Genomic DNA, 21,200 nt, shown 5'->3' with positions numbered 1-21,200 from the left:
CTTTAATTGATACAAGATATATAGTGTGATTAGATGCCTATATATCAACATTTTTAACTTGTGAATCATTTTACAAACTTTGACACTGAAAGTGGGATAAGGTTTAATAAAGGCATAGCTTAAGTATGTGAAAAAACAAACGAATTAAGATTTTGAGGATAAGTGAATGAATTTTGTCGCGATTGTCGGAACCAATGCGCGTAAATCTTACAACCGTAAGTTACTTTGGTTCATGAAAAAACATTTTAAGGACCAGGTTAATATCGAGATTATTGAAATCGCCGATTTACCATTATTTAACGAAGATGATGAAGCGCCACTGCGTATCGGTGAGATTGCGCGGACAATTCAAGCATCAGATGGGGTTATTATGTCAACTCCCGAATATGATCATTCAATTACCGCAGCTTTAAAGTCATTTATTGAATGGATGAGTTACGGTACATTGCATCCCTTTACGAATAAACCCGTAATGTTAGTAGGCGCATCATTAGGGCGTCAGGGAACAAACAACGCCCAAGAACATTTACGGCAAATTATGGATGCACCGGGATTAGATGCATTAGTATTACCAGGTAACCAATTTTTAGTTGGTCCTGCTGCGCAAATTATTGATATGACAACGGAAGAATTAACAGATGTCAACACGATTGGTTTTTTGGAAACAATCATGCAACACTTCATTCGATTTGCCAGTTTATTACAACCAATGTGTGGGGAAGGGGTTGATCGAACGAAGCCGGCACCAACCAGTGATGTCAATGTAGTTACTGTTAACTTAGGATATGGTTCATTAGATAGTGTAATGCCAGGTTCACCACTCGATGAAGATATCATTCCTACGATTATTCAACCACAAGCTAGTGCTGAAATTATTGAAAAAGGCGATGGTTGGTGGATTGAAAAAACGCTGTTGACGGATAAAATAGTGGCGCCGGTTGTGGGGACGATCACCCCCGCTACGGCGGCTTCGGTTGAAGCGGATGCCACAACGGGTGCATCAATGTTTTGATTAAAATTGAAAAAACCTGGCACGCAATGGGCACTACTAATCAGTTGACTTTGTTTGGGACGCATCAAGTTAATGAACTTAATGCCACAATTGCCCTTGTTAATCATTATGAAGATTTATTGACGGTTAATCGGGCTCAATCAGCTGTCATGGCAGTTAATCAGGCTGCTGGCAATCATCCAGTTGCCGTTCCACCAATTGTGTATCAATTAATTAAGCGGGCAGTTTATGAAAGTCAGCAACATTTTGGTTTTAACGCAGCAATTGGACCGTTAGTAAATTTATGGCATATTGGCTTTGCTGATGCCCAAGTACCCAATGATGCGGCGATTATACAAGCCCGGCAAAAAATTGTTAGTGATGGCATTATTTTAGACGACGATGCACTAACCGTTTACTTGCCTGAAGTGGGGATGGCTTTAGATTTAGGTGCTATTGCTAAGGGCTACATTGCTGATCGCGTCAAAGATTACTGGCAAGCTCAAGGTCAAATGGCGGGCATTATTAATTTTGGCGGTAATATTGTTTTATTAAACGCAGCCCCCCACAATGACGATGGTCGTTGGACGATTGGTATCCGGAATCCACTTGTTCGGCATGGTGCAACTATTGCTTTACTGACCACCCCCGCGATGTCGATTGTGACAAGTGGAGTCGCTGAACGCCATCTAGTGGCAAATGGTCAGACGTATCACCACATTATTGATCCCGAAACAGGTTATCCGCATGATAACGAACTCGCTAGTGTGACCGTTTTGTCGCCGCAATCAATTGATGGGGAAGTTGAAACGACCCGGCTATTTTTCAATGATGGTCCAATTGAGGCTGATAATTATCCTTTTGGGGCAATCTTTATTTATCGTGACCAATCGATTCAACTAGTGAACATCAAACCGGCTGATTTTAAAATCATTCAGCCCACATTTTATATGAAGGAAGCATAGATTATGGTAGATCAAATTGAATTAGAAAAAGAAAAAACTTTTGTTGATAACCAAGGAATTATTAATTTACCGACAGGCCACTTGTCATTAACCGCTTTACGCCAAATTTTAAATAGCTTACCCTTTGAAATTACGTTTGCCGATGCTGATGACCGCTTGGCTTATTATTCTGATAATGAACAACGTATCGAACGTTATGCAGCTTCAGAATTAGGAGTGTCTTTTGTCAGTTTATTTCCAAAAACAGATCAAGTTGCGGTAAGTAGGATGTTAGCCGATTTACATCAAGGGGCGGCTAATCATTTTGAACAATGGTTCCCTAAAAATAATCGTACTGTCTATAATAATTTTTATGCCGTGCGTGATCTTGATGGTACGTTCTTAGGTACATTACGTTTTACAGGTGACATTAGCCGGATTCAAGGCTTTCGGGGTGTTAAAACGTTCTTTAATGCTGGTAAAGCTGATAAATAATTATTAAAAATTAACGTTCCATAAGCTAATATATAATCAAGGTTTAAAACATGTTATACTTTGTGAAAAAATTAATTAGTAGAGGTGGTGCTTTATGTTACTTAATGACTTAGATTATTTTGTGGCGCTTGCTGAGGAAGGGACGTTTACCGGAGCATCGCGAAAAAAATTTGTATCACAACCTTCGATTACTAATGCGCTACAACGGTTAGAAAAAGAATTGGGCGAACAATTAATTATTCGTCAACGCGGCACGCGGTCAATTAAATTAACAACGGCGGGCACAACATTATTTCAACATAGTAAAAATATTTTACGCGAAACCGAGATTATCAAAAGCGATATTACTAATCAACATAAAGTGGGAATTGGCGTACCACCAATTATTGGGGCGACAATCTTTCCTAAAATTATACGACGCTTGAATACCGAAGAAATTGACGCTTTTCATATGGTTGAGAGTGGTTCAAGTAATATGTATGAACTGCTTGATAATGATAAAGTTGATATGGTATTTGTCGGTAGTTTGACGCCTGAGCATGATCAAAATTACGATAGCCACTATATAACGAAGAGCCGATATGTGGTTGTCTTACCACCTGAGCACCCATTAGCACAACATTCAAGTTTAACTTTTGCCGATTTACGGGGTGAACGCTTTATCTCAGTGGGTGAGGGTTTTATGCAACACCGTGTTTTGGTGGAACAATTGATTAATCATAATATGCTTGCTGAATTACGTAGCACATATATTACTAATGAAATTATGACTGAACAAGGCTTAATTGCCGCTAACAATGGTATTGGGATTATGGTCGAATTAGCGGTCCGGGGGCGTAGTGATCTAGTAACTATTCCGCTTGCTGAACCACTTGATTTCTATATTTATTTAATCCAAAAGCGTGATCACCAGTTATCCATTTTTGCAAATTGTCTAAAACAAAAAATGATTGAAGTTATTAATGAAATTAACTTTGACGATAAATAAGGAGAATAAGTTATGACCCAAGAATTTCGAATTGAAGCAGATGCTATTGGTGAAGTAAAAGTTCCGGTTGAAGCCGCTTGGATGGCTCAAACTCAACGTTCACTTCAAAATTTTCCAACGGGTGCGCGGATGCCATTAGCAATTATTCGCGCCTTACTCAATATTAAACGCGCTGCTGCCTTAGCTAACAAAGCCAATGGTTCATTAGATGCTGACCGGGCAGATGCGATTATCACGACTATTGAAGCTCTACTTAAATTAGATGATGTTGAATTACGTAAGGACTTTCCCTTGTCAGTGTACCAAACGGGTTCTGGGACCCAAACTAACATGAACACGAATGAAGTTGTAGCCCACTTGGCAAGCCAAACGGGGATTGAAGTATTACCAAATGACCACGTTAATATGGGACAATCATCAAATGATATTTTCCCAACTGCAATGCATATTGTAGCGGTTGCTGCGGTTGCGGATGTTGAAGCTGCTTTAGCCCACTTGATTGCCGAATTACGCCTTAAACAAGACGCTTTCTGGGATGTGATTAAAGTTGGTCGGACCCACTTACAAGACGCTACACCGTTAACATTTGGTCAAGAATTATCTGGTTACATTTCGGCTTTAAAGCACAACGAAGCTAACTTGGCAGTTTTACGGCCTCAATTGTACGAATTAGCGATGGGTGGAACCGCCGTGGGGACTGGTTTGAATGCCAATACTGAACTAGGGGCTGCAATTGCTGCAACCGTTTCTGATGTCTATGGCTTCCCATTTACTGGTGAAAGTAACAAATTCTACGGCCTCGCTAATCATACTGCCATTAACACGGTCCACGGTGCCTTTAAAGCCTTAGCTGCTGATTTAATGAAGATTGGGAATGATATTCGCTTCTTAGCTTCTGGTCCTCGTGGTGGATATGGTGAATTAAAAATTCCGGCTAATGAACCAGGTTCATCAATCATGCCAGGGAAGGTTAACCCAACCCAAGTTGAAGCCTTAACAATGGCGGCAGTGCGTGTCTTTGGTAACGACACGACAATAACGATGGCCTCAAGTCAAGGTAACTTTGAATTAAACGTCTTCAAACCAGTGATGATTGATGCGTTCTTAGAATCAGCTGAATTATTAGCCGGCACGATGGCTGGTTTTGCTGATCGGATGATTCACGGGCTTGAAGTTAACCCAACTCGGATGCATGAATTACTAGATAATTCATTGATGACGGTGACAGCATTATCACCCCACATTGGTTACCACGCTGCCGCTGAAATTGCCCAAGCTGCTGATAAGAATGGCACGACTTTAAAAGTTGCGGCATTAGCATCTGGCGCTTTAACTGAAGCACAATATGATGAATGGATGGACTTCATGGCGATGACAAACCTTGAACGTTCACACAAGGAGTAAAAAATGGCTAAATTTATTTTTCCTAAAACTGATATCGCTGATTTAAAAGCCGCCTATGACTTTGTAGTGATTGGATCTGGGGCGGCGGGGATGACCGCGGCAATTCAAGCCCAAGAACTTGGTTTGGATGTTGCAATTCTTGAGAAGTTAGAAGTTTTAGGTGGTAATTCTAACCGAGCTTCTTCAGGGATGAATGCGGTTGAAACTTTTGTCCAATTAAATAATAAAATTGTTGATTCGCAAGCTTCATTTTATGAAGACACCTTAAAAGGTGGTGGTGGTACTAATGATAAAGAACTTTTGGAATATTTTGTGACGCATACTGAATCAGCCATTGATTGGTTATATAACCACAATATTAATCTCACTGATATTACCGCAACTGGCGGGATGAGCCAAAAACGAGCTCACCGTCCGGGTGATAAATCAGCCGTGGGTGGGTACTTAGTTAAAGGTTTGCAAAAGCAATTAGCCTTCAAAAAAATTCCTTTATTTGATGGTACTGAAGTGACACACTTAGAAAAATCTGGTGATAAAATTACTGGTTTAACGATTAAAAACGCTAAACTTGGTGAAAAAACGATTCAAGCTAAAGCCGTGTTAATTGCTTCCGGTGGGTTTGCACAAAACCGCGAAATGTTAGCCGAATATGCTCCAGAATTACTTGATTTAAAAACGACTAACCACCCTGGTGCCACGGGGGATGGAATGAAATTGGTAACGGAGGTTGGTGGTACATTGGTGGATATGAATAAAATTCAAATTCACCCAACTGCTCAACAAGATACTGATCACGTTTACTTAATTGGTGAAGGGGTGCGTGGTGAAGGCGCGATTTTAGTTAACCGCGCTGGTCAACGCTTTGTTAATGAAATGACGACCCGTGATAAAGCCACGGCGGCAATCAATGATTTACATGAAGATGGGGCGACTTTGATTTTGGACCAGGGAATTCGGGAAGCTTTTACAGCAATTGATTTCTACCATGCAATTGGTTTGGTAATGGAAGGGGCGACTTTAGCTGAGTTAGCTGAAAAAGCGCATTTAGATGCCGTTAATTTGGCAGCAACCGTGGCCCAATGGAATACTTTCCAAGCTACCGGTGCTGATACGGAATTTGGCCGTAGCACTGCCATGGAACGCGGAATTTTAAAGGCCCCTTACTATGCCATTCACATTAAACCAGCCATTCACTACACGATGGGTGGCGTCAAAATTAATCCGTTAACCGAAGTTTTATCAGAAACTGGGGAGGCCATTAGTGGTTTGTACGCCGCGGGTGAAGTAACCGGTGGTTTACACGGTAACAACCGGATTGGTGGGAATTCAATTGCCGAAACTGTGGTCTTTGGTCGCCAAGCAGGGAAACAAGCAGCAAAATTTGTTCTAGGTTTGTAAGTAAATACTTAATTAGAGGAAAATTGGGATGAGTTCATTAGAAAAAATTGACTATCGTAAATTTATTGCGCCAGTCATTGTTGGTTTGATTATTTGGTTTGCCGCACCCTTTCGCCCGGATACATTGAGCATCGTGGCATGGCATATGTTTGCCATTTTTGTCGCTACTATTATTGGTTTGGTTACGAAGCCCTTACCATTAGGTGGGATTGCGTTACTAGGTTTTGTCGCTACCGTGTTAACTGGCACGGTACCAGTTGAAAAGGCCATTGTTGGTTTTGGGAATAGTTCAATCTGGTTGATTGTGATGGCCTTTTTTATCTCACGTGGATTTATTAAAACTGGTTTAGGCCGTCGGATTGCCTTAATCTTTGTACGGGCCTTTGGGAAGAAAACATTGGGCTTATCATATGCATTATCAGCGGTGGATTTGATTGTCGCACCTGGGACCCCTTCAAATACTGCTCGTGCTGGTGGGGTGATGTATCCCATCATCAAATCATTAGCACAAACTTTTAAATCAGATCCAGCAGATGGGACTGAACGTAAGATTGGATCATTTTTAATTTTTACTGAATTTCATGCCAATATGATTACGGCGGCGATGTTCTTGACCGCCATGGCAGGAAATCCGATTGTTCAAGCTTTTGCAGGGAAGCAAGGGGTCTATATTACCTGGATGAACTGGTTCTTAGCGGCGTTAGTACCCGGAATTATTTCATTAATTGTGATACCATTTGTGATTTACAAACTTTACCCACCAGAACAAAAAGAAACGCCAGATGCCAAACATTGGGCAACGAGTGAATTAGCGGCAATGGGTAAGATTACTAAAGCCGAAACAATGATGGTTATTGGTTTCGTTGCTGCATTGGTCCTTTGGATTACGGGGGCAATGACGGGGATTGATGCCACCACAACTGGGTTTATCGTTATTGCGTTTTTATTAGTTGCGGGTGTGCTTTCATGGAATGATATCTTAAAAGAAACCGGTGCTTGGAACACTTTATTCTGGTTCTCAGTTTTAGTTATGATGGCCGGTGAACTCAATGTTTTAGGCTTTATTCCTTGGCTATCACACATTATTGGTAGTAGCTTACATGGCTTAAGTTGGTTTGTGGTGTTAATTATTTTAGTGATTGCCTACTTCTACAGCCACTACTTCTTTGCTTCAGCAACAGCTCATATTTCAGCAATGTACGCTGCCTTTTTGGCCGTCGCTTTAGCGGCTCATGTCCCAGCAATGTTAGCGGCTTTAATGCTTGGATTCTTTGGTAACCTACTGGCTTCAACGACCCACTACTCATCAGGGCCCGCTCCAATTTTATTTGGTTCGGGGTATGTTAGCCAAGGCGATTGGTGGCGCTTGAACTTTATCTTAGGAATTCTCTACATTATCATTTGGGTCGGTATTGGCTCACTTTGGATGAAATTGATTGGCCTTTGGTAAATTACGACGAGTAACAATTGAATAAATCTAGATACATGGGTATGCGACCATCTCGATTTTCGAGGTGGTCGTTTTTTGCTGTAAATAGGATGTGTAATAGAAATAATATTTAAAAAACTGTTTTTTTATTTTAATAATGTTAAGATATTATTATTAAAATTAAGTTTTTTTAATGATAATGGAGGTTTATAATGCGGAAACGAAGGAATATTTTTTTACTAATATTAGTAGCAATTCTATTTATTGTTGTAACGATAGCAATACTTGCAGCAGTTAAGGATAATAAGGGAACTCTGCAGAATGGGTTGTTGGCGCTTAATATTTTTTTTGGTATACAAACTAATGGCTTTGACTTAGGGGTTACCAGTATGTTTTTTATATTTACGATAGTTCAATTATGTGGATCATTAATGCATATCTACATTAAAAATAGTAATTATTTAATAATGGTGCAGCAACGTATAGGTTATCGGCATTTTGTAAAACAAGGAATTATTTGTACTTTTGCGGTGACAGTTGGCTTATCTTTATTAATAAATTTGTATGAAGTCGGGGTAATTTCTTTATTAGTACATCCGTTTACATCAACTTCAATGCCAATACAAAACAGATTCGCTACATTTAATAACGGTACGGTAACAGGTGTAATTATTTATAGTGCTCTGTCAGCAATAGGGCTTGGTATATATTCTGTATTGATTTTTATTATTGGATTATTCATAAAAAAAACAATTCTCTATATTCCTTTGAGTGCGATTTTGAGTATAGTTTTATCGGTCATGCCTATTGTAATCTTGAAACCATTAGGGGCTGGACCAGTAGCTGCATTAATTGCATATATCTTAACCCCTCTTGGATTATATTCTCCAAATCAAGCAGTATACATGCCGATATTTCAACTTTCGTGGTTTAACGATTATATTGCGTTTATGGTAACAGGGGTTATATATTTAACGATTACATGGTTACTTGCCCAAATATGGATTAAACGGAAGGAAAAACTAGGGTAATTCATAATGCAAAGAAGAACATTTTTATCAATTACTTTTAATGCTTTTATCATTCCAGTGATTTTAGGACTGGTAGCCGGCAGTAATTCGTTGATGGGAAATACTAGCCATTTAGATTTCATTAGTATTGATATTGCATCGCATTTTACTACCTTGATTACCCAACCACTTTTGAGCTTATATATTGCATGGCAAGTTGCAAGCTATCGAAAAATTACGCCATTAATTAAAATTAGAAAGCAAAAAAATGTAATTCAAATAATGTTATTACGGCTAATTTTAGCCGAATCATTATGTTATTTTATTATTTTTTATAGCATGTTTTTATTTTCTGGTATCCGTTGGTTTATGGATGGTAACGCAATATTAGGAATAGCAATTATGCTTTTACACATGGTAGTTATTTGTGGCTTAAATATGGCATTGATTGTGTTATTGGATTATAAATATGGGACTAGCATTATTTTTAGTATTCTTATTTTGCCCATGTTGTATCACTATATTATCGAAATGCAAAGTTTACTAATTATGTATAGTCCAGTATTTGATCCACTATATCGAGCTATACATGAGATTTATCGCTAAATTGTAGGAGAAAGTTATGCTTAAAGTTGAAAAAATCACCAAGAAATTTAAAGGCGTTGATGTCTTAAAAGACGTTACTTTTAATCTAGAACCTGGCCAATTAGTCCATATTCGTGGCATTAACGGGTCTGGGAAGTCTACTATATTTAAAATTATTACTGGATTATTAAAACCAGCAACAGGAACGATCATGCTCGGTGATAATGATGTTGTTGGGGCGTTGATTGAAAATCCCGGTTTTTTAGAATTTGAAGATGCACTAACCAATCTACGTTTCTTAGCCGATTTAAATCATAATTATAATGAAGCTTATATTATCGAATTAATGAAAAAATTTCAATTAGATCCAGCTAACAAGCAGCCGGTTGCTAAATATTCAATTGGAATGCGTCAAAAGTTAGGGATAATTCAAGCAATCATGGAAAATCAAAATATTATCTTATTAGATGAACCTACCCGAGGTTTGGATGTTGAGAGTATTAATCAATTTGCGGCACTAATTATGGAATTGAAGGCCGCTGGTAAAAGTATTATTGTGGCTAGTCATGACGATGTGGCTACAATTACGTATGATCAACAATTACAGCTAGTTGATGGATGTCTCAGTTGATGAAAAGATTAGGCATAATGAGTGTATACTTTGTACTAAGTTTGGTCTTAGTCACGCTTGTACCACCGTTGGTAAGTGTGGCTCCGATACATGATGTTATTGAATTAATTTTTGGTTATGAAAATAACCACATTTATTTAGCTCTTGTGAGTAGTTTGATATTTCTTTTTGATTATTTGACCATATTAATACCATTGTTAGATTTAGTGGTACTACATCAATTTATACATTTTCGGCAAGTTAGTCGAGCACGGATTTTACAAGCAGCCGTGAAATATATTGCACCATATTTTATTTTATTTATGTTACTAAAGTTGTATATACTTAAATTTGTTGATACACCACAAATATTTTTAACAATTGGGATATATGGTATGCTCTGGTTGGTACTAATATACAGTGCCGTAAAAGAACAAAAGCAGACAATATGGTTAGTTATTTTAGCAGTATTATTAACTGTAAGAATTTTAATGGCCAATGTATTTTACTGAAATTAACACGTTTAAGCTTCTTGTTAGATACATAAACATAGCCAAAAACAGCTTGGAAATTTTCCAAGCTGTTTTTTTGTGGTATTAAATTTCAGATTTATTCCCAATTTTGAACAATAACATACCGATGATTACATAGGTTGATAAAACAATCAAAGGTTGTGAAATAGCGTTACCATCAAAGAAAGTAATATTACGAAGCAAGGTACCAGTTGCACCAGGTGGTAATAGTTGACCTAAGACGCCCCAACCGTTTGGTAACATTTCAGGCGCCGAAGCAAGGCCTGAAAGGGGATTTCCCAATAGGATTAATAAGATGGCGGCAATTCCTAAACCAGGATTACCAAGAACTTCCAGAACTCCTAGGACGAAGAAACCAGTCGCTGCGATTCCTAACATTGCACCGAGTGAAGTTAAGAAGTAATTCCCATCAAAAGTACCGATACCATATTGAATAACGCCAACAAGACCAAGACCACCAATCAGTGAGAAACTAAGAATTGCGGCAAATTTTTGCTTTTTACCTTTAATTAAATTAGCGATGGCAACTGCACCAATCCAACCACCAAGAGCAATTGGTAAGGCACCAGCGGCTAATCCAGTTCCTTTTGGATCAGCTTTTGGGAAGCTCTTAATATCAATAATGTTAGCTTTCTTAGTATTGATGGCTGCTAATTGTGTAGTAAGGACTTTGAGCATGCGTGGATCATTGGTTTGGCTAATTAATTGATTAATTTTAGCTTGTCCAACGGCTTTTTGTTGTTCGACAACCCCTGTTCCTAATTGCGTTAAGCCTTGTGCAACGGCTGCAGAAGCGGCACTAGCTTCGTAGACCGTTAAATTACCTGCTGCATCAATTGCAATGGCCCCGTAAATTTTACGTTCGTTAATCGCCGTTTTAATCTTAGTACTATTTGCATATTCAGTAACCTTAAAGCCTTTATCTTTTAAAGGTTTGGCTAATTTTGCATAGCTTTCTTGGTTTGGTGTTAATAATCCAATTGGCACGTTATTAATGCCTGAGTTAACCGCGGGTAGAGAAAATGCCGTCATCATAATTGCTAATACGACAGTTAAACCCACTGTCAAAGTTAAAATGAATTTCCATGTTGATTTCATTTGTTTTCCTCCATTGCTGTTTTGGTAAATAAAGCATAGCAAACCGGCAAACGGAGCAAAACCATCAATAAACGATAAGTGTTGGATAAAATTATTTAAGCATGATTTTGAATAAATTGGGGGCAATTGTATTAACAATATTTGAAAATTCAGCTGGTGATTCATGAAAATCGGCTTGAATCCAAGTTACAATTAAGTTCAACATGACACCAGAGACTGCTGAAATAGCATATTTTTCAGGAACTATTAACTCACCGACAATATCGGTTTGCACAAAAAGTTGTTGCGCAAAGCTAGTTAATCGTTCTGTAAAACGACCATCTGAACGGTCACTTAAATACAGCCGAATCGTTTCACGTTCAGCGTAGAGGCGCTCGATAAGAGTATCGATACGGTGGTTAATTAATTCTTGGTTACTGACGGCGGCAACATTGAGTTCCGGTAGATTAAGGGTTAGGTTTTCAATGAATGTTAATTGAAGTTGAGACATTAAATCTTCTTTGTCTAAATAATGATCATAGAAGGTTGAGCGATTAATGGCGGCGTGCTTAATAATTAAGCTGACCGTGATTTTGGGATAGCCAACGGAACGTAATAACGTCACGAATACTTGGCGAATTTTTTGGTCGGTTTTACGATAGCGTAAATCTTGCGTTTTATTTTTCATGGTCATTAGTATAGCAGAATATGTTTAAGAAAAAAAAGAAGCCAATTCGGCTTCTTTTGATTAGATTGGTTCATGAAAGACGGTTTGAAGTTTTTTGAAGAGTGGGAAGGTAAATAAAATCCATGCAAGACTTAATGAGTAACCAGCTAAAATATCGCTAGGGTAGTGTAATCCGAGGTAGATCCGTGATAATCCAATCACGGCAATTAAAGCAATTAGAATGACTTGGATAGTAAAACGGGCAATTTGATTTTTAATGACGTAAAAAACAATAATCGCCAAAATTCCATAAAAAATCATACTACTCGTTGCGTGACCACTAGGGAAACTAAAGCCTTTATGATGAATCTTAGGCCGTGGCCGTTGGAAATAATTCTTCAAGACACTAACGGCTACGACACTCATGAACATTGAGCTAACAAATACCCAAATAGCTTCAGCATAACGCTTGATAGCTAATAAGAGAATGGCAACAACGAAGACAATCCATTTATAAAGATGGCCGTTACCGATTTTATCAAGGTGTTTTAAGAAGTGTTTACCGAAAGGATAAGCCCCACGAACATGATGCATAATGGCTACATCAAAATTAGTTAATGCTTGTGGGATGGTGAGAAAAAGAATTGCTAAAAAAATAAAAATTCCTAAAAAAATAGCACCTAATGTGTTGGTTTTAGTTGTCGACATGTTAATCTCCTGTCAAAAATAAGGTCGTAATAAGATAAATGATGTAACATAAAGCTACAATAGCAGATTTTATGGGCAAATAAAATTTAAGTAACGTAAAATTTTAGCTAGAATTTGGTAAAGATGTATCCGCAACGGGGATTCAAAAATTTCGAAGCGCTGTTTACTAACTTGACAAGCTAGTTTAAAATACTCATAATATAAAAAGTAATAATTACTATTTAGAAAAAGGGTGAGTAAATGCGCAAGAATATTATTTTACAAAATACAGAAATTAATGAACGAATTTATTTAACTAGTAAAAATGTACGGAATACGCCGGATCGGTTATCACTACTGAAGTATTCACCAAAATTACAACGTAAAGCACTATTTATTGAGGTAAAATAAGGAGCATTATGGCAAAGAAATCAAAAGTCGCTAAAGCAGCGAAACAAGAACTATTAGTTGCAAAATATGCAGCAAAACGTGCGGAATTAAAAGCGGCGGGGGATTACATTGGGTTATCAAAATTACCCCGTAATTCAAGTGCTGTCCGATTGCACAATCATGATCAATTAGATGGTCGTCCCCATGGTTATATGCGTAAATTTGGGATGTCACGCCTTAATTTCCGTCAATTGGCGCACAAAGGACAAATTCCTGGCGTGCAAAAGGCGAGTTGGTAATAAGTTAAATTACTTTGAAAGAGCTTAATTTTCGGTTGCTAGACGATAAAAATTTAAATGAACACGTTACAATAAAGCGGTAGTTATCAATGGTGATGGCTATCGCTTTTTACGTGTGTTAAGCAATGACTTTAGAGGTTTATCGTATGCAGTTTCGTAATCAAAAAAAACGATCACGGCGGCCAATTTATATTGCAGGTGCCGTCATAGCCATACTTGCTGCGGGGAGCGGAATTGTCGGTTATCAGCACTGGCATAATAATCGTCCCCAACAAGTAGTACTAAATCGATATCAAGTTTTACAGACTAATTGGCATAATCAATTGGTACCCACAAGTAAGTTACCTGATAATGCGAGTGCCAAGGCTTATATCGTAAAGCTTAACAAGCAAGCTACTGAATTAATGAAAACGATTCATCTTAAGGGAACTACAAGTCTTTGGGAACCTAGGGGTGGTAAGATTGGCTCAGCGAATTTAACGCATCAATTTAATAATTTACAAACACTAACTTTAGCGTATGCCACAATTGGTACCCAACAATATCATGATGCTAAAGTTTTAAAGACTATTCAAGCAGGTTTGGAATTTATGACCCAACCATCACGTTATGATGGTAAGCACTATGCTGGTAATTGGTATGATTGGCAGATTGGTATCCCACAAAGTTTGATTAATATGATGATGGTACTAGGGCCACAACTACCTAGTGCGGACCAACAAAAATATTTGAAGATTATACAAACGTATGTCCCAAATGCTAATCAACAATTAAAGTTACGACCACAGGATAAAAATTTTCCAGTTGTCTTTAAACAAAACTTTAAGGCCACAGCTGCCAATCGGGTTGATTTAGCTAGTACTGTCCTTGGAATGGGTATTTTACAGCATAATGCAAAAATGATTACGATGGCCACACAAGCTGTTGTTAGCGTCTTTAAGCCAGTTAAAACAGGGGACGGGTTTTATCGTGATGGATCATTTATTCAACATACAAACGTTGCCTATACTGGCGAATACGGCAATGCATTAATTGGGCAAGCTAGTCGAATATTAGCAATTGTTAAAGATACACCATTTGCATTACCAACTGGGACAGCACAAAAATTCAGTAATACGGTAATCGATGCGTTTATTCCATTGCTATATCAAAAAAATACGCTGGCGATGGTTGAAGGGCGTGGGGCAACACGAGCACCGGCTGGAACTGGTGGTCAAGGTTGGCAACCCGCTACGATGGCTAATTTATTACTAGTTGCTGATGCAGCACCAGCATCAGAACAAGCCAAATTACAAGCGGCTGTTAAATATTGGGTTAATAAAGACCCTAAATATTTCTGGGCTAGTGTTCGTGATTATAATGATTTACGACTGTTAAATATGGTTGAAAGTAATCCAAAAATTCCTGCTGATGTAGCGCCTTTCCGTGGAACTAAATTATATGCAGCGATGGGCCGATTTGTGCAACAAAGTAAGAAATTTAGCCTAGGGATTAGCTTATCTTCCCAACGGGTCGCAAGTTTTGAAGCTGGGAATGGTGAAAATATCCATGGATGGCATATGGGTGATGGTCAATTATATTTGTACAATGGTGATGGGATTCAATATGGTGAAAGCTATTGGCCAACAATTGATCCCTATCGCTTACCAGGGACGACAATTGATACAACGCCGCTACCCAATGTAGGTAGTCACTTTGTTGCGCCCACACCACAAAATACGTGGGCTGGTGGTGTGACAGCTGGTAATAATGCAGTTATTGGGATGAATCTTGACCAACATGGATTACAACTTGGAAAAGAAACGATTCCAATGAACTTACAAGGTAAAAAATCATGGTTTATGGTCGATAATCAAGTCGTTGCTTTAGGTGCCGGCATTACCGGTACAAGTAATAGTGGTATTGAAACCATTGTTGAAGATCGTTTATTAAGTAATAAAAAAGCATATCAATTGGTATCAAATCAAGGTGCAATTAATCCAACGGGCACGCTAAAAGATCCTAAGTGGCTAATGATTAAAGCCCCGAAAACACAACAATCAATTGGATATTATTTCCCAGAAAACACCACGATTGAAGCGCAACAACAGATTCGCAAAGGACGCTACGCTGATATTAATAAGAAATTTACAAATCATAAAACTTATATTGGGAAATATGAAAAATTAATTATTAATCATGGTAAAGCACCAATTGATCGCAAGTATGCGTATATGTTAATTCCAAATGCTTCAACTACTAAGATGCAACAAATAGCCCAACAAAATCCGCTTAAAATTCTAGCAAATAATGCCCAAATTCAAGCGGTTAAGAAAACCGATAATACGTATCTTGGGATTAATTTTTGGCAGGCCACAGGTGGTCAGTTAGACGATATTACAACTAACCATAGTTTGGCGTTATTACGTACTAAACAGCATGGCATCACAACATATACCTTCAGTGATCCAACCCAAGCAGCAACGCAAATTGCTGTTAAATTACCAGAGCAAGTGGCGGATAAGCTTAAAATGAGTAGTGCGATTAAATATGATTCACAAACGGGTGAATACTTACTAAACTTTACTAATTTAGCTGGTAAAAGCTTAAAAATTAGTTTTAAATAAGCAAAATGAGTTCGAATAGAAGTTGAGCAATCGCGAAAAATACTAAAAGAAGCTAGGGAAAATTTATTTTTCCCTAGCTTCTTTGTATAGCGAATTTCTGGAGCGCAGTTTAGTAGTAATTTACTGTCCAGGTTGGAATCGAACCAACACTCTTTCGATTAACAGTCGAACGCAGTACCATTGTGCCACTGGACAAATATTTATTAAATTTCTATGTGATTATTATATATCGATTGGAAAGTAACGTCAATAACTTATTTAAAAATAATTTTTGAAGTATATAAAAGTGTATTTTAAATACTGGAATAGCAATATACATGTTTTGTTATTTAATATTTAAATAATAAAACATGTAATTATAGTTTCTTTAATTGAAATATAGTGCTAATATATCTTTATGAAAACGCTTTCAGTAATTATTTTTCAATAAGTTATATCAAGTCAAATGAAATGAACTAGGAGTCGAATATGATTAATGCAGTAGGTACAAAAACTAAGCACCGACATGATTTTGGGGTTTTAGCAGATGGATATCTAACTAAGACACCAATTTTACAATTTATTATTGTTTCAATGATGTTTCCACTTTGGGGAACGGCAGCTAGTTTAAATGATATTTTAATTACCCAATTTAAGACAGTGTTTGAACTTAATGATGCTGCAACTGCCTTTGTACAATCAGCTTTCTATGGTGGTTACTTCTTAGTGGCCATTCCTGCAAGTATTGTTATTAAAAAAACAACTTATAAAACAGCTATTTTAACGGGATTAGTCGCATATATCTTAGGAGCAGGGTTATTCTTCCCAGCTTCACGCGTTGCGACTTACTCAATGTTTTTAGTCGCCATCTTTGCCATCGCAATTGGGTTATCATTTTTGGAAACAGCTTGTGATACCTATAGTTCATTACTAGGACCTAAGGAACACGCCAATTTACGTTTAAATATTTCACAAATTTTAAATCCAATTGGTAGTATTACCGGGATCTTACTTGGTAAATATTTGATTTTTGGTCAAGTTGGTAATTTATCAGAAAAAATGGCCAGTTTACATGGGGCTGCTCGCATCGCATATGGTGAAAAAATGTTGCAATTAACGTTGCAACCATACAAATATATTTTGTTCGTATTAGTTGCTATGTTAATTATTTTAGCATTAACACCAATGCCAAATACGAAACCAGCTGTAGCAGCCGGCCAAGTAAAAGCTAAGTTAGGTGAAACGCTTTCTTACTTAGCCCACAATCGGTTATTTAAAAAAGGAATTATGGCACAATTCGTTTATGTTGGGATGCAAACCGCTGTCTGGTCATTCACAATTCGCCTTGTTCTTGATTTGAACCATTCAATTAGTGATGCACAAGCTTCAATGTACATGGTTTACTCATACATCGTATTCTTCTTAGGAAAAGTTGTTGCGACTTCATTATTTACAAGAATTAAACCAACTAAGGTTTTGGCAACTTACTCAATCTTAGGAACAATTGCATTAGTCGTTGCAAGTTTGGCACCAGGTAACATTGCCATTTACGCAACGGTAGCGGCAAGTTTCTTCTTTGGTCCACAATGGCCCACAATTTACGCTCACACATTAGATACGGTTACTGAAAAGAAACATACTGAAACTGCGGGGGCAGTCTTAGTTATGGCAATCGTTGGGGGGGCTGTGATTCCAGCTATTCAAGGAATCATTTCAGATGCTGTTGGATCAATGCAATTATCATTCTTGTTCCCAGCTTTATGTTTCGCTATCGTAAGTATTTACTTTATGTCAGAAGTTAAAAATGATATTGAATAGTACCAAATAAAAACGTTGGAGAATGGAATAATTCACCAATGTTTTTTTATTTAGTTTAATAATTATTAGAAATATAAAAATTTGTAAAATGAGAATTTAAAACCATATATATAACATCAAACTAATGATTTTTAATCATTAACTGGGAAATAAATTAAGAAAAATGAGAAAATTTAACTATACACCTAGGGGTATTTTTATAGTGATATCTGCCTAATTTAGGGCTGAAATTATGATGGTAGCTATTTGCATGGTTATGTTAACGTAATGTGGTTGATGATTAAAGTTAATGTTGTGTAAATCCTTAATTTTTTTACTGAGCGACCGATATGATATATAGATATTATTTTTTGAAATAATTAATATAAAGCGGAGGTGTTATTTAATGGAAGTCAACGGCTACGACTTGGCCTTGGAACCTTTGGTTGGAAAGTCTTCAGGGATGCTGCCAGTTGATCAAGCGCTACAAGCATTGTTTAAACAAACAGTAGTTGACCAAGTATCACGACAAGTAGTTGTTAAGGCAGGCGATACGGTATCGGAATTAGCGGTACAGCATCATACCTCCGTTACAGCGATTGTTCAAAATAATCATTTGCAGAATCCGGATATGATTTTAATTGGACAAAAATTAAGGATTAAGAGTGATGATGTTGAAGGACCATCGGTAATTGATTCATCAATGATAGCCAAGGCTAGCGCTGCTCAAAGTCAAATTAATGGCCAAGACCTAGGAACTCAAGTGAGTCAATTTGCAAAACAATTTCTGGGAGACGCCTATGTTTGGGGGAGTGCTAAACCAGGGGCCTTCGATTGCTCGGGCTTGGTAAGCTATGCATATCAACGATTTGGCGTCCAATTACCACACTTAGCGCAAGCTCAAGCAGAGCAAACACAACGAATAACAACCAAAGCGGCCCAACCAGGAGATTTGTTATTTTGGCAAAATCAGCAAGGACATGTTTATCATGTCGGTATCGCATTGGAAGGGGGCCATTATATTAATGCGTTAGATCCAGCTCATGGGGTTCAAGTTGATGGGATGGCAACCCCGGCAACTTTTGCAGGTCGCGTAATAAATAAACACTAAAATAAATTTTGAATTAAAACGATAAACCGACTAAAGAAAAATAGTCGGTTTTTTAGTATTTCTATTGGTAGTAATGCGTTTTAATTAAAGGGAAATAATTAAGTATAGTTCATCACTTAACAAAATAGATGAATTATACTTAATTTTCTATTAGTAAAAGTATTAAAAATAAATTTTAAAGGCTTTTAAATTGGGTTTAATCAACTTTTTAAACCAATAGTGCATAAATTGATAAAAATTAATTGCAAAAATTAAAAAGCGTGTTATTCTATATTATGTTCAATAATGAGCAATTATAAATTGTTGATTTAGCGATGAAATAAGTTAAGAAGATACTTTTACCAAGAGAGGGTTATGGTCACTGGATCAAAATAGGTAGGGAAGATGTTACATCAATTATTATCAGAATTTTTAGGAACGGCACTAATGGTTATTTTTGGGGTGGGGGTTCATTGTGATGTCGTGTTAAACGATACTAAATATCAAGGATCAGGGCATTTATTTGCCATTACGACATGGGCTTTTGGGATAACAATTTCGTTGATTATTTTTGGAAATGTGACATTGAATCCCGCAATGGCTTTCGTACAAGTGTTGTTGGGCCATATGACATGGTTACAATTCTTCCCAACCGCTTTAGTCCAAATCTTAGGTGGGGTGATAGGTTCATGTATCGTTTATGTGATGTATGCCGATTCATTCAAGAGTTCATATGGGCATATCGATAATGTAACCATCCGCAATATTTTTGCAACATCACCAGCAGTGCGGAATTTACCACGGAATTTTTTTGTTGAATTTTTTGCAACGTTTATCTTTTTGGCTTCAATTTTAGCAATTTCACGGGTTCAAACGCCTGGTGTGGTACCAATTGCCGTTGGTTTACTTGTTTGGGCCATCGGAATGGGACTAGGGGGTCCAACCGGATTTGCAATGAACTTAGCTCGTGATATGGGGCCACGAATTGCCCATGCTATTTTACCAATTAAGGATAAAGCAGCAAGTGATTGGCAATATGGGCTTATTGTTCCTGGAGTTGCCCCATTTGCTGGGGCTATTGGAGCAGCGTTATTTGCAAAATTTTACCTTGGCATGTAGGTCGGTATAAAAATTTTAAGGTTGTTCATATTAAAAGAGTATGAACAGTATATTGATTAGATGATATTTTTAATAAAACATAAAAAGTAGCTTGAAAAAATTTTCGAGCTACTTTTTTTATGGTTGTGTCTTAGGGTTACACAACTTAATTCCAAGGTAAAATGACTAGACATTATAAAAAAATCTACCTATCATTAATTAGATAACAACTGGATAATGGATAGATTTATGATATATTTTTTATAGTAAACGCGAACGTTTAAATGTTTTAATCTAACTTTAATTAAGAAATTAGATAAAAAAGTTGTTTTATGTATTTTTATAATATATAATTGGTCTTGTTCACGAACGATAACAAAATAAAAAAGAATGGATGGGTATGATGTTGGAAAAAGAATTTAGTACCGTTGAAGCAGCACTTGCAGAATTGAAAAAGGGTGGTTTTGTTATCTTATCAGATAATGAAGACCGTGAAAACGAAGGTGATTTGGTTGCGTTAGCATCTGAAGCAACACCTGCTGTGATCCACCAAATGTTAAAAGAAGCCAATGGTTTGATGTGTGTACCTGTTAATGATGAAATTGCCAAACGTTTGAATTTGACAGATATGGTTGAAAATAGCACTGATCCACACCAAACACCATTTACAGTAACAGTTGATGGTAACTTTGAAGCAACTGGTGTTACAACTGGTGTTTCAGCATTTGACCGTGCCGCATCAATTAACCACATTGCTGACGTGGATGCTAAGGCTGCTGACTTTAACCGTCCAGGTCATATCCAACCATTAATTGCTAAGCCACAAGGTTTACGTGAACGAATTGGTCACACTGAAGCTGGGGTTGATTTGGCATTGCTTGCTGGTTCTCAACCAGCGGCTATTATCATCGAAGTTCTTGGTGAAGATGGTCATATGGCCCAACGTGATGATTTGTTTGTATTAGCTAAGAAATTAGACATTCCATACATCACTATTGCACAAGTTATTGAATACATGGATGCAAACAACATTGCCGTTGCATCAGATGTTTTAGCTGTTAAATAATAGTTTTAATAAGCAATTTATTTTAGAATGCAAATAAAAACGGTCTCTCAGTTGAGA

Annotated in this window: 21 protein-coding genes and 1 tRNA gene; 18 read left to right on the top strand and 4 right to left on the bottom strand. The window is 37.3% G+C overall.

The window, feature by feature from the left end; all coding sequences use genetic code 11:
* Positions 1-166 precede the first annotated feature (166 nt).
* The 11 genes from LQZ75_RS06220 (at position 167) to LQZ75_RS06170 (ending at position 10,366) form a co-directional block, all read left to right on the top strand.
* Complete coding sequence (locus LQZ75_RS06220; RefSeq protein ID WP_230096973.1) at positions 167-1,012, top strand: NADPH-dependent FMN reductase; 846 nt, start codon at positions 167-169, stop codon at positions 1,010-1,012.
* Positions 1,009-1,956, top strand: a complete 948-nt coding sequence (locus tag LQZ75_RS06215) for an FAD:protein FMN transferase (protein WP_230096972.1) — start codon at positions 1,009-1,011, stop codon at positions 1,954-1,956. Before LQZ75_RS06220 ends, LQZ75_RS06215 begins: the two co-directional genes overlap by 4 nt.
* 3 nt (positions 1,957-1,959) lie before the next feature.
* Positions 1,960-2,430 (top strand): PAS domain-containing protein, encoded by a 471-nt coding sequence (locus tag LQZ75_RS06210; protein ID WP_230096971.1) that lies wholly within the window; start codon positions 1,960-1,962, stop codon positions 2,428-2,430.
* A gap of 94 nt (positions 2,431-2,524) precedes the next feature.
* Positions 2,525-3,418, top strand: a complete 894-nt coding sequence (locus LQZ75_RS06205; RefSeq protein ID WP_230096970.1) for a LysR family transcriptional regulator — start codon at positions 2,525-2,527, stop codon at positions 3,416-3,418.
* 12 nt (positions 3,419-3,430) lie between these two features.
* Complete coding sequence (locus tag LQZ75_RS06200) at positions 3,431-4,822, top strand: class II fumarate hydratase (protein ID WP_230096969.1); 1,392 nt, start codon at positions 3,431-3,433, stop codon at positions 4,820-4,822.
* Positions 4,823-4,825: 3 nt separating this feature from the next.
* Positions 4,826-6,220 (top strand): flavocytochrome c, encoded by a 1,395-nt coding sequence (locus LQZ75_RS06195; RefSeq protein WP_230096968.1) that lies wholly within the window; start codon positions 4,826-4,828, stop codon positions 6,218-6,220.
* A gap of 28 nt (positions 6,221-6,248) precedes the next feature.
* On the top strand, positions 6,249-7,670 hold the full coding sequence (locus tag LQZ75_RS06190) for an anion permease (protein WP_230096967.1): 1,422 nt from the start codon (positions 6,249-6,251) through the stop codon (positions 7,668-7,670).
* A gap of 191 nt (positions 7,671-7,861) precedes the next feature.
* Positions 7,862-8,680 (top strand): hypothetical protein, encoded by an 819-nt coding sequence (locus LQZ75_RS06185; RefSeq protein ID WP_230096966.1) that lies wholly within the window; start codon positions 7,862-7,864, stop codon positions 8,678-8,680.
* A gap of 6 nt (positions 8,681-8,686) precedes the next feature.
* The gene (locus LQZ75_RS06180) at positions 8,687-9,265 is read left to right on the top strand and encodes a hypothetical protein (RefSeq protein WP_230096965.1); all 579 of its coding nucleotides are present in this window, start codon (positions 8,687-8,689) and stop codon (positions 9,263-9,265) included.
* A 16-nt stretch (positions 9,266-9,281) separates the two neighbouring features.
* Entirely contained in the window at positions 9,282-9,875 is a 594-nt protein-coding gene (locus LQZ75_RS06175) for an ATP-binding cassette domain-containing protein (RefSeq protein WP_230096964.1), read from the top strand.
* Positions 9,875-10,366: a hypothetical protein gene (locus LQZ75_RS06170; protein WP_230096963.1), complete on the top strand. Its 492-nt coding sequence runs from the start codon at positions 9,875-9,877 to the stop codon at positions 10,364-10,366. Before LQZ75_RS06175 ends, LQZ75_RS06170 begins: the two co-directional genes overlap by 1 nt.
* Before the next feature lie 84 nt (positions 10,367-10,450).
* Here the strand turns inward: LQZ75_RS06170 and LQZ75_RS06165 are convergent, their stop codons facing one another.
* The 3 genes from LQZ75_RS06165 to LQZ75_RS06155 form a co-directional block, all read right to left on the bottom strand.
* Positions 10,451-11,485, bottom strand: a complete 1,035-nt coding sequence (locus LQZ75_RS06165) for an ABC transporter permease (RefSeq protein WP_230096962.1) — start codon at positions 11,483-11,485, stop codon at positions 10,451-10,453.
* A gap of 91 nt (positions 11,486-11,576) precedes the next feature.
* Positions 11,577-12,152, bottom strand: coding sequence for a TetR/AcrR family transcriptional regulator (locus LQZ75_RS06160; RefSeq protein ID WP_230096961.1), 576 nt, complete (start codon positions 12,150-12,152; stop codon positions 11,577-11,579).
* 60 nt (positions 12,153-12,212) lie between these two features.
* Positions 12,213-12,839 carry a phosphatase PAP2 family protein gene (locus tag LQZ75_RS06155; RefSeq protein WP_230096960.1) on the bottom strand — a complete coding sequence of 209 codons (627 nt, stop codon included), beginning with the start codon at positions 12,837-12,839 and terminating at the stop codon, positions 12,213-12,215.
* Between the two features lie 240 nt (positions 12,840-13,079).
* On the opposite strand from LQZ75_RS06155, the gene rpmG reads away from it, so the two are divergent.
* From rpmG to LQZ75_RS06140, 3 genes are all read left to right on the top strand, one after another.
* The gene (gene rpmG, locus LQZ75_RS06150) at positions 13,080-13,229 is read left to right on the top strand and encodes a 50S ribosomal protein L33 (RefSeq protein WP_230096959.1); all 150 of its coding nucleotides are present in this window, start codon (positions 13,080-13,082) and stop codon (positions 13,227-13,229) included.
* 8 nt (positions 13,230-13,237) lie between these two features.
* On the top strand, positions 13,238-13,507 hold the full coding sequence (gene rpsN, locus LQZ75_RS06145) for a 30S ribosomal protein S14 (RefSeq protein ID WP_230096958.1): 270 nt from the start codon (positions 13,238-13,240) through the stop codon (positions 13,505-13,507).
* A gap of 146 nt (positions 13,508-13,653) precedes the next feature.
* The gene (locus LQZ75_RS06140) at positions 13,654-16,113 is read left to right on the top strand and encodes a polysaccharide lyase 8 family protein (RefSeq protein ID WP_230096957.1); all 2,460 of its coding nucleotides are present in this window, start codon (positions 13,654-13,656) and stop codon (positions 16,111-16,113) included.
* A 123-nt stretch (positions 16,114-16,236) separates the two neighbouring features.
* Here the strand turns inward: LQZ75_RS06140 and LQZ75_RS06135 are convergent.
* Positions 16,237-16,308: transfer RNA gene (locus LQZ75_RS06135), tRNA-Asn, on the bottom strand.
* Positions 16,309-16,581: 273 nt separating this feature from the next.
* On the opposite strand from LQZ75_RS06135, the gene fucP reads away from it, so the two are divergent.
* The 4 genes from fucP to ribB all read left to right on the top strand — a co-directional run bounded on the left by fucP (position 16,582) and on the right by ribB (position 21,143).
* Complete coding sequence (gene fucP / locus LQZ75_RS06130) at positions 16,582-17,910, top strand: L-fucose:H+ symporter permease (protein WP_230096956.1); 1,329 nt, start codon at positions 16,582-16,584, stop codon at positions 17,908-17,910.
* A 385-nt stretch (positions 17,911-18,295) separates the two neighbouring features.
* The gene (locus tag LQZ75_RS06125; RefSeq protein WP_230096955.1) at positions 18,296-19,000 is read left to right on the top strand and encodes a C40 family peptidase; all 705 of its coding nucleotides are present in this window, start codon (positions 18,296-18,298) and stop codon (positions 18,998-19,000) included.
* Positions 19,001-19,384: 384 nt separating this feature from the next.
* Positions 19,385-20,098, top strand: a complete 714-nt coding sequence (gene larD / locus LQZ75_RS06120; protein WP_230096954.1) for a D/L-lactic acid transporter LarD — start codon at positions 19,385-19,387, stop codon at positions 20,096-20,098.
* Between the two features lie 385 nt (positions 20,099-20,483).
* Positions 20,484-21,143: a 3,4-dihydroxy-2-butanone-4-phosphate synthase gene (gene ribB / locus LQZ75_RS06115; protein WP_230097054.1), complete on the top strand. Its 660-nt coding sequence runs from the start codon at positions 20,484-20,486 to the stop codon at positions 21,141-21,143.
* Positions 21,144-21,200 lie beyond the last annotated feature (57 nt).

It is taken from the genome of Periweissella fabaria (assembly GCF_918814575.1).
In the GTDB taxonomy this organism is placed as follows: Bacteria; Bacillota; Bacilli; order Lactobacillales; family Lactobacillaceae; genus Periweissella; species Periweissella fabaria.
Note: the sequence above shows the minus strand (reverse complement) of the source record. Positions and strands in the feature narration are given on the sequence as shown.